Source organism: Flavobacterium sp. HJSW_4, from assembly GCF_042436695.1.
GTDB lineage: Bacteria > Bacteroidota > Bacteroidia > Flavobacteriales > Flavobacteriaceae > Flavobacterium.
The window spans coordinates 49,584-59,813 of record NZ_JBHNPP010000028.1; the positions used below are offsets into that span (position 1 = coordinate 49,584).

The 10,230-nt window shown below is 34.1% G+C and carries 9 protein-coding genes; 6 read left to right on the forward strand and 3 right to left on the reverse strand.

From position 1 onward, the window contains the following. Position 1: 1 nt before the first annotated feature. The 5 genes from ACE01P_RS20235 to ACE01P_RS20255 all read left to right on the forward strand — a co-directional run bounded on the left by ACE01P_RS20235 (position 2) and on the right by ACE01P_RS20255 (position 4,862). A complete protein-coding gene (locus ACE01P_RS20235; protein WP_379700847.1) occupies positions 2-1,006 on the forward strand; it encodes a hypothetical protein in 1,005 nt (334 codons plus the stop codon). 353 nt (positions 1,007-1,359) lie between these two features. Next, positions 1,360-2,391, forward strand: a complete 1,032-nt coding sequence (gene metN, locus ACE01P_RS20240) for a methionine ABC transporter ATP-binding protein MetN (protein ID WP_379700848.1) — start codon at positions 1,360-1,362, stop codon at positions 2,389-2,391. Continuing rightward, positions 2,384-3,037 carry a methionine ABC transporter permease MetI gene (locus ACE01P_RS20245; protein WP_379700849.1) on the forward strand — a complete coding sequence of 218 codons (654 nt, stop codon included), beginning with the start codon at positions 2,384-2,386 and terminating at the stop codon, positions 3,035-3,037. The genes metN and ACE01P_RS20245 overlap by 8 nt, the downstream gene beginning before the upstream one ends. A gap of 38 nt (positions 3,038-3,075) precedes the next feature. Continuing rightward, positions 3,076-3,888, forward strand: a complete 813-nt coding sequence (gene metQ, locus ACE01P_RS20250) for a methionine ABC transporter substrate-binding lipoprotein MetQ (RefSeq protein ID WP_379700850.1) — start codon at positions 3,076-3,078, stop codon at positions 3,886-3,888. Positions 3,889-4,082: 194 nt separating this feature from the next. Then, entirely contained in the window at positions 4,083-4,862 is a 780-nt protein-coding gene (locus ACE01P_RS20255) for a Ku protein (RefSeq protein WP_379700851.1), read from the forward strand. Here ACE01P_RS20255 and ligD read toward each other — a convergent pair. Genes ligD through ACE01P_RS20270 form a run of 3 tightly spaced genes read right to left on the reverse strand, consistent with a single transcriptional unit; the run spans position 4,859 to position 7,888 of the window. Beyond that, positions 4,859-6,751: a DNA ligase D gene (gene ligD / locus ACE01P_RS20260; protein WP_379700852.1), complete on the reverse strand. Its 1,893-nt coding sequence runs from the start codon at positions 6,749-6,751 to the stop codon at positions 4,859-4,861. The two genes, ACE01P_RS20255 and ligD, sit on opposite strands and share 4 nt — an antisense overlap. Before the next feature lie 22 nt (positions 6,752-6,773). Continuing rightward, on the reverse strand, positions 6,774-7,421 hold the full coding sequence (locus tag ACE01P_RS20265; protein ID WP_379700853.1) for a DNA polymerase ligase N-terminal domain-containing protein: 648 nt from the start codon (positions 7,419-7,421) through the stop codon (positions 6,774-6,776). 14 nt (positions 7,422-7,435) lie between these two features. Next, positions 7,436-7,888: a hypothetical protein gene (locus tag ACE01P_RS20270; RefSeq protein WP_379700854.1), complete on the reverse strand. Its 453-nt coding sequence runs from the start codon at positions 7,886-7,888 to the stop codon at positions 7,436-7,438. A gap of 262 nt (positions 7,889-8,150) precedes the next feature. Between ACE01P_RS20270 and ACE01P_RS20275 the strand changes: the two genes are divergently transcribed. After that, positions 8,151-10,230: catalase (locus ACE01P_RS20275; RefSeq protein WP_379700855.1), on the forward strand; the 2,080-nt coding region annotated here is incomplete at its 3' end.

Sequence of the window (10,230 nt, forward strand, 5' to 3'; positions counted from 1 at the left end):
CATGAAACATATCCTGCCTCTAATTTTAGCACTTTGTTTGTTTGCAAGCTGCAGTAAAGACGAAGTTGCATCTAAAGATTATACTTATTATTATCCGACTGATGAAGCTTCTATTACAAACGAAAATATTCCAGGAAGCACAGAAGCGTTTGACCCAAAAGGGATTGCAGTTGCAAACGAGAAATTATATGTGATTAACGGAAATGTTCTAGAGATTTTTAATGCTCTGACATTGGCACACCTTAAAACAATAAAAGAATACACAAAAGGAGCTACAACTATTCCGTTGACTAGTTTAACATCGGTTTCTGTTGATAATGGCCGAATTTATGTAGGTAGCACAGAATCGAGATTATTTGTTTTTGATGAGACTACGAATGCCGGAATCAGTACGGTTGGAAACGGTCAGTGGTGGCAGACTTTTGTACACGTTTTTGGTGTTGTGGCAAAAGACGGATTGGTTTTCGTAAAAGAAAAAGAAAAAAGCATAAAAGTGCTTGACGCTTCTCAAATTACAGAAACAAGCGATTGGAATTTAAAGCCTATTGCTAAATTGAATACTTTAAACGGATTTACAGAAGTGTATTCGTTAGATGTTTCTGATGGAAATCTGGTTGTAGCAGGAAGAGATGCAAAAAGTTATTTGTATTATAACATTGCCAACATTAAAGCAAATGCAGCTGCTTCACTAACAACTCCTATTGAACCGCAAAAAGTTCCATTTGTAGATGTAAAACCTATTGCAGTATCATTCAGTAAAGATTGGGCAGTTACTTCAGAAAATGTAGGAAGTGCGTCTTATTTAAAATTATACACTAAATCAGAATTCGTTAAAATGAATTACAACACTGTTTTGAGCGTTTCTGATATTTTAGGGCAAAATCCTTTCGGAACAATTGTCGGTACAGCTCAGCTTGACGACCGTATTTTCTTATCGGATAATACCAATAAAAAAATTAGAGTAATAAAAATCAATAAATCTGTAATTGCAGAACAAAATAATTAAGATTTAAACTCAAATATTTTAAATTCCAAATTCCAAACTTTAAATTGGAGTTTGGAATTTTTTTTGAATTGAAAATAAAACATAAAAAATGAAATATGAAAAACCTACTAAATTGATAGGTTAATAAAAGTTTTAAAAATTTATGCGTAAAAATTGAAAATAACTATTTAAATTTGCACTCGCTATGAAGAAACAGAACCAGAAAATGAATAATTATTATCGTCGCAGCATGATGTGTTGTGTTGCTGTAATGGCATTTATTGAACTGGCTTATATATAAAATGATAAAATTTATTTCAAAAAGGCCTTTCAACTAATTTATGGAAGGCTTTTTTGTTTTTAAAACTCAAAAAATGATTGAATTAAAAAATGTAACCAAAACTTTTTATCAGAAAGACAAAATCGTTTCGGCTTTGTCTGATGTCTCTCTGACAGTCCCTGAAGGGAAAATTTTTGGTGTAATTGGAACTTCTGGAGCAGGAAAAAGTACGCTGATTCGCTGCGTCAATTTGTTGGAAAGACCAACTTCTGGCGAAATTATAGTTGATGGTAAAGCTTTAATGCAATTATCAAATGCAGAATTGGCAATCGAAAGAAGACAAATCGGAATGATTTTTCAGCATTTCAATCTGCTTTCTTCAAGAACCGTTTTTGACAATGTTGCTTTTCCATTAGAATTAACAGGAACTTCAAAAAGCGAAATCAAAACGCGTGTTTTAGAATTGTTGCAATTGGTTGGTTTAGCTGAAAAAGCAAATGATTATCCGGCAAGTCTTTCGGGCGGACAAAAACAGAGAGTAGCAATTGCAAGAACTTTGGCTAATAATCCGAAAGTACTTTTGTCTGATGAAGCTACAAGCGCATTAGATCCTGCAACAACAAGATCGATTTTAAATTTATTGAAAGACATTAACAAACGTCTGAATATTACCGTTTTGTTGATTACGCATCAAATGGAAGTGGTAAAATCTATTTGTGATGAAGTGGCGGTTATTAGTCACGGAAAATTAATAGAGCAGGGAAGTGTTGGCGAAATCTTCGCAGATCCGAAACATGAATTGACAAAAGAGTTTATTGCTTCGTCTTTACATATCGATGTTCCAGCGGTTTATCAAGAGAAATTGCAAAAAGAAGATAATGGAAACTTAAATCCATTACTGAAATTAGAAATGACAGGAAAATCGGTTAACGAACCTGTTATCTCAGAAGTTTCAAGACTTTTTGATACCGATTTCAAAATTGTAAGCGCACAAATGGATCAAGCTGGTGAAGTGAATTTTGGTGTAATGCTGATTGAACTTTCAGGAAAACGCGAAAACTACGATGCTGCGATTCAATATTTTAATTCAAAACACATTAAAACAGAAATTATAGGTTATGTCTGATTCTCTTATAGATTTATTATTAAAAGGTACATGGGAAACCATTGTTATGACTTTTGTATCGGGCTTTTTCGGTTTTTTATTAGGACTTCCAACAGGAATTTTGCTTTTCTTGACTCGTAAAAATCAGATTCTGGATCAACCCGTTTTAAATAGAACATTATCCGTTGTTGTAAATGTTTTTCGTTCCATTCCATTCATTATTTTAATCGTTTGGATGATTCCGTTTACACGTGCAATCGTTGGAACTTCAATTGGTGTGAGCGCGGCTTTGGTTCCTTTAAGCATTGGTGCTGCGCCGTTTATTGCTCGTTTGGTAGAAAACAGTTTGCTAAGTCTTCCGTCAGGATTAATTGAAGCAGCGAGAGCTTTAGGAGCAACGCCATTTCAAATCGTTTACAAAGTATTATTGCCAGAAGCGTTGCCGTCTTTAATTAACGCGGCTTCCATTACTTTAATCACTCTTGTCGGATATTCTGCAATGGGTGGAGCTGTTGGAGCTGGAGGTTTAGGACAAGTCGGTTATCAATACGGATATATTGGTTATGATGCCGTAACAATGAACTCTGTTCTGGCTTTATTGGTAATCTTAGTCTTTATAATTCAGTTTGCTGGAGACAAATTATCAAAACGATTTGATCACAGATAATCATCAATTAATAATTAACATTTTACAATTAAAAATATATGAAACTTAATATTTTAAAAACAGCTGGAGTTTTGGCTTTGGCATTAGTTTTATCAAACTGCGGAAGCGATAAAAAGAATGATCCACATTTTATTAAAGTTGGAGTTGCTTCTGGACCAGAATTAAAAGTTGCTGAAGCTGCAAAAAAAGTAGCCAAAGAAAAATACGGATTGGAAGTGGAATTGGTTTCTTTCAACGATTACGTAATTCCAAACGAAGCTTTAAGCCAAGGAGATATTGATGCAAACGCTTTTCAGCACAAACCATATTTAGACGAGCAATCAAAACAAAGAGGTTACAAATTGGCTATCATCGGAAAAACATTTGTTTATCCAATTGCAGCCTATTCTAAAAAGATAAAAAGCCTTTCTGAATTGACAAATGAAAGTACGATTATTATCCCAAATGATCCAACAAACGGAGGGCGTTCGTTATTGCTTTTACAGAAAAACGGATTATTAAAATTAAAAGACGGCGTTGGTTTATTGCCAAAAGTAACAGACATTGTGAGTAATCCTAAAAACTTAAAAATTTTAGAATTAGAAGCGCCTCAATTGCCTCGTGCTTTAGACGATCAAAATGTTTCTATCGCAATCATCAACAATACCTTTGCTGCTGCTGCAGGTTTAGTTCCGGCGCGCGATGCATTGTTTGTTGAAGATAAAGAATCTCCTTATGTGAATTTGGTTGTAAGCCGTGAAGACAATAAAAACGAAGAAAAAGTAAAACAGTTTTTACAAGCTTTTCAATCGCCAGAAGTTGAAAAAGTTGCTCTAGAGCAATTCAAAGGCGGAGCTGTAAAAGGCTGGTAATTTTTTTTTTTAGTTATGAGTTATGAGTTATGAGTTATGAGTTATGAGTTATGAATTATGAGTTATGAGTTTCGATAAAACAACTTATAACTCATAATTCATAACTCATAATTTTATAAAGTAATGTTTTGATTTTGTAAGGCTTACGTTTTTTGCTTGAACTAAATTTAATGTTCAATTTTAAAGCAAAAGCCATGAGATCAATTTGGACAGGTTCGGTAAGTTTTGGATTAATTAATATTCCGATAAAAATGTTTTCGGCGGTGCAAGAAAGCAGTTTAGATATGGATATGCTTGACGCGAAAGATCATGCGAATATCAAATTTAAACGTGTTAATGAAGGCACAGGAAAAGAAGTTGATTTTGCGAATATCGTGAAAGGCTACAAACTCGATGATAAATATGTCATTTTAGAAGATTCCGATTTTGAAGCCGCAGATGCCATTAAAACCAAAACAATTGATATTGAAAGTTTTGCTTTCGAAAAAGAAATCCAAAGTATTTATTACGAACAGCCTTATTATCTTGAGCCAGACAAAGGCGCAATGAATGCCTACGGATTGCTTCGTGATGCGCTTGAAGCTTCCGGAAAAGTTGGAGTTACGAGATTTGTTTTGCGAAATAAAGAAAGTCTGGCAATTTTAAAACCATATAAAAATGTCATTGTTTTAAACCGAATCAGATTTGAACAAGAAATTCGAAGCACATCAGAATTAAAACTTCCGCCAATGTCCAAAAAGTCTACAAAAGAAATGGATATGGCTGAAAAACTAATTGATCAATTAACAGAGAAATTTGATATTTCTGGTTTTAAAGATGAATACACCGCCAAGCTTTTAGATATCATTAAAAAGAAAGCTAAAGGAAAACCGCAAAAAGCAGCTCCAAAACTAAAAGTCGTACACAAACAAAGCGACGATCTAATGGAAATGCTAAAGGCAAGTTTAGAAAACAAAAAGAAAAAATCTTCTTAAGCATTTTGACTCGCTTCTAGTTTGTGAATAATCTTTTTAATATTAGCTCCTTTCGATAAAACAGGTTTCCACAAATCGCCTTTTTTCTCAAAACGTTTCAAAACATTCTTGATCGTGAATTGCGACGGATGTAATTTCTCATTTACTTCACTCCATTCCAAAGGCGTTGAAACGGTCGCTCCAGGTTTTGGACGAACAGAATAAGGCGCAGCTAAAGTTTGCCCGCGTCTATTTTGCAGAAAATCTACGTATAATTTATTTTTTCTCTTTTTAATGCTTCTGTCAATCGAAGTAATTTCAGGAATTCTAGAATGAACTTCTTTCGCAATTAATTCGGCTAAAATTTTAATCGAATCATAATCGTATTGCGCGCCAAGCGGAATGTAAATGTGAAGTCCAGAAGCGCCCGAAGTTTTGCACAAACATTCGGTTTCCAATTCGTCTAAAACTTCTTTTACAACCAATGCAACTTGTACAACTTGTTTAAAATCGTCTTTTGCAGGATCTAAATCAATCACCAGCCAATCTGGATTGTGAATATGTTTAATCGTCGAATTCCACGGATTCATTTCAATACAGCCTAAATTGGCCATATAAAGCAACGTTTCTTTATTATTACAAATAAGATAATCAATATCAGCATTATTCGATTCTGAGAAGATTTTTTTGGTTTTCAGCCATTTTGGAATTTTATCTACATCAACATCTTTCTGATAAAAACTTGGCGAGTCAATTCCGTTTGGAAAACGATTCATCGATTCTGGACGATCTTTTAAATACGGAAGAATCAATTCTGAAACTTCATCATAATATTGAATAATTTCTCCTTTTGTAATTTTATCTTTTGGAAAATAAATTTTGTTCTGATTCGTAAGATGCAAAATCGTTTTTCCGACTTTCAAATCAAAATCATTCTCGGTCTGAATCTGCGTTTTCTTTTTTGTAGCGGTCATTTCTTTTGAGTTTAGTTGTGTTGCAGTATCGTTTTTAAAAGACAAAAGAACCTCTTCCGCTTTTTTATCCATTCGAATTCCGAGATAAACGGGATGGCGTAAATGTTGGTCTTGCGTCCATTCTGAAAATTTAACCTGACAGACGACTTTTGGTTTTACCCATTGAATTTTGTCATGTATCGGAATTTTTTCGTCAAGCGGAGATTTTTCAATAAAATAGGATTCAAGTTTCGAGTACAAATCTTTTAAAACAGATTCTGTAAAACCAGTTCCGCATTTTCCAATGTATTTTAATTTCTTGCCATCGTATTGACCAAGCAAAATTGCGCCAAAATATTTTCTCGAATTTTTAGGTTCAGTAATTCCAATAATAATCGATTCTTCTTCATTTGCCGTTTTTATTTTGAGCCAATTTGTACTTCTTCGATTTACAGCATAAGTGCTGTCAGCTCTTTTAGCAATTATGCCTTCTGTTTTATTTTTAACGGCTTTTTCAAATTGTTTAATTCCATCGCCAACAGTGTGTTCAGAATAAAAAACATTCGAAAAAGGATATTTATTAAATAGAATTTTAAGGAGTTCTTTTCGTTCTAAAAGCGATAATTCGGTAATGAGATTTCCATCCAAATTCAATAAATCAAAAACATAATATTTCAGATTTCCGATTCCTGTTTTCATATAGTTTTGAAGGAGTTGAAAGTCAGCTTTTCCAGCGTCATTTTCTACTACAATCTCACCATCCAAAACCACAGTGTGATCGATTTGTTTTAATTCGTCTGCAATAGGTTTAAAATTAGCATTAAAAGAAAGTTCGTTTCGACTAAATAAATCAACTTGTTGCGCATTAATAACCACAATCGTTCTGTAGCCATCGTATTTGTTTTCGAAAACCCATTCGTCATCATCAAAAGGTTTTTCGCGGACAGTTGCGAGCATTGGTTTAAGAAATTCTGCTATTTCAACTTTTGGATTGGACTTTTTTTTTTACCGCTTTTTTCTCCGTTGTTTTTTCTTCTGTTTTAGAAGTCAGTTTTTTAGATTTTTCTTCCAATTGTTCCAAACTTCTTTTAGAAATAACCGATTTATTTTTTTCTAAAATATCTTCATCAGAAGCATATTTGTCATTTTTCTTGATTAAAAGCCAAGCGTTTTCCTGTTTTCCGTGAAGTTTTACTAATGAAAATTCTCCTTTCAGTTTTTTGCCTTTTAGAATAAAACTTAAACGCCCTTTTGCGAGATCACTCAATAATTGTTTTTCGTCAGAAGCAGTTTTTTCGTCAGAAGTATAAGTTCCGTTATCCCAAACAATCACATTTCCAGCCCCATAATTTCCTTCGGAAATCGTGCCTTCAAAATCTTTATAACTGTACGGATGATCTTCGACCATCATGGCCAAACGTTTTATTTCTGGATCCATCGACGGACCTTTTGGCACTGCCCAGCTTTTTAAAACACCGTCCATTTCTAACCTAAAATCATAATGAAGATGCGATGCAGCATGTTTTTGCACAACAAAAATCAGTTCGTTTGCCGATTTTTCGATCTTTCCTTTCGGTTCACGAGTTTGTTTAAAATCTCTTTTCTGATTGTATTTAGACAGTGACATAAGCTTTTGCAGTATTAAAAGAGTAGCGTAATAGAGTAGAGCGCTGTTGCCGCAACAGCAAAAATAATATGGGCAAAGAACAACTGGATGTAATAACCTTTAAAGTCAATTGGGGGTTGATAATCGGTCATTTTAAATATAATTATCCAGCTGAGTATGCCAATTACACCACTGATAACTCCTAGTAGGAGAGCATTGAGTGGAGAAACTGGTAATATGTTCTTTACCCATACTATGTAATATCCCATAACAAATAGAAAACCAATAATGTAATGTATCAGCCATGCCCAAGTTCTTTGAGATTTCTTAGAAAGTCTGATGTGTGTTTTTTTTAGAGCAAAACTCAATAAAACAGGTTCTTTATACAATTCTCTAAAACTTTCCGACATAGCATAACTAAACCAAGTCATAGCCGATGTCGCCCCAATAGAAACTAAGATTGATTCTATAATAATGTAAATGTTCATTGGCCGTTTTTTGAATTAAAACTCTATTTCAAAGTTAGTTTCAAAAAGTTTTTTTCTGTTATAGGATTAAAAAATGGAATTATATAATTATCAGTAAAGTGTTGATTGTCAAATTGTATTGTGGTTCGAATGTTATAATCCTGAACTTTAATTGTATAATTTTTAAGTTCAAAAGCGGTCTAACTTTGTTATCCTATTTTTTGAGAAATGCCTCAATTACAACAATAGTTCATTGAATGATAAATTGTAAAATCAACAAAAAATGAAAAATTCAAAAAAAACAAACCAAGACAATTCTGACGCAAAACAGAACGATTTAGAATATAACAAATCAAATGCTGAAAACGAATTTTTAACCACCAACCAAGGCGTTAAAATAAACGATGACAACAATTCTTTAAAGTCGGGAGAAAGAGGTCCTTCTCTTTTAGAAGATTTCATATTGAGAGAAAAAATTACTCATTTTGATCACGAAAGAATTCCAGAACGCATCGTACATGCAAGAGGTTCTGGCGCTCACGGCTATTTTGAACTTTATAAAACAATGGAAAAATATACCAAAGCAGGATTCTTAAATGATACCAGTATAAAAACGCCCATTTTTGTTCGATTTTCAACTGTTGCGGGTTCAAGAGGTTCTACAGATTTAGCTCGAGACGTTCGTGGTTTTGCTGTGAAATTTTATACGCAAGAAGGTATTTTTGATTTGGTTGGAAATAATATGCCAGTATTTTTTATTCAAGATGCTATGAAATTTCCAGATTTAGTGCACGCTGTAAAAGCAGAACCGCATAATGAAATTCCGCAAGCTGCTTCGGCACATGATACTTTTTGGGATTTTATTTCACTAATGCCTGAATCGATGCACATGATTATGTGGGTGATGAGCGATAGAGCGATTCCGAGAAGTTTAAGAATGATGGAAGGTTTTGGCGTGCATACTTTTAGATTTGTCAACGATAAAAACGAGTCGCATTTTGTGAAATTTCATTGGAAACCAAAATTAGGAACACACGGAGTTGCATGGGATGAAGCACAGAAAATTTCAGGGAAAAATTCCGATTTTCATAAAAAGGATTTATGGGAAGCCATTGAAGAAGGAAATTTTCCAGAATGGGAATTGGGAGTACAGATTATTCCAGAAAGTGACGAACATAAATTTGATTTTGATTTGCTTGATCCTACGAAATTAGTTCCCGAAGAATTGGTTTCTGTAACTATAATCGGAAAAATGGTTTTGAATCGAAATACCGATAACTTTTTTGCAGAAACAGAGCAAGTTGCTTTTCATCCGGGACATATAGTTCCAGGAATTGATTTTTCAAACGATCCTTTATTGCAAGGAAGATTATTTTCGTACACCGATACGCAGCTGTCAAGATTAGGAGGTCCGAACTTTCATGAAATTCCAATTAATAGAACCATTGCGCCAATGCATAACCACCAGCGAGACGGACACATGCGTCAGGAAATTGCTGTGGGAAAAGTAAGTTATCACCCAAATTCTTTAGGAGGAGGATGTCCGTTTCAAGCTAAAATGGATCAAGGCGGATTTGTGAGTTTTAATGAACGAGTTGATGCGCATAAAGTGCGCGCCAGAAGCAAAAGTTTTGCAGATCATTTTAGTCAGGCCAAACTTTTTTACAGCAGTCAAACGCCAATTGAGCAAGATCATATTGTGAGCGCTTTGTCTTTTGAATTAGGAAAAGTGGAAACGGTTGCAATTCGAGAAAGAATGCTCGGACTTTTAAATCAAGTCGATTCGAGTTTAGCGACAAAAGTTGCTAAAAATTTAGGTATTCCAGTTCCGAAAATTGAAAAACCAATTAATCATGGTGTTGGCGCAGATGATGAAGGAAAACAAGAACCAACTAAAGTCAACCAGAACATAACTCCTTCTGATGCATTGAGCATGCTTAAAAATCCGACTATTTCGAATACAATTGCAACACGACAAATTGCTTTTTTATGTACAGAAGGTGTAAGCGCAGATTCGGTTAAAGTGATGAAAACAGCTTTGCAAAATGCAGGAGCAAAAGCCGTTATTATCGCACCACATTTAGGGACAATTGTTTCTGAAGAAGGAACAGAAATTCCGGTTGATCAAACGTATAAAATTGCGGCATCTGTACTTTTTGATGGCGTTTTTATTCCTGCGGGAAAAGGAATTTCAGACCTTTCAAAAATTAAAGAAGTTAAAGAGTTTTTAAACGATTCGTACCATCATTGTAAATTTATTGCAGCTGAAGGAGAAGGAATTAAGATTATAAAAAACAATAGCGATATAAATAACGATCCAGGTGTTTTGATGAGCGAAAATCGTTCGGATAAAAATTTAAGTG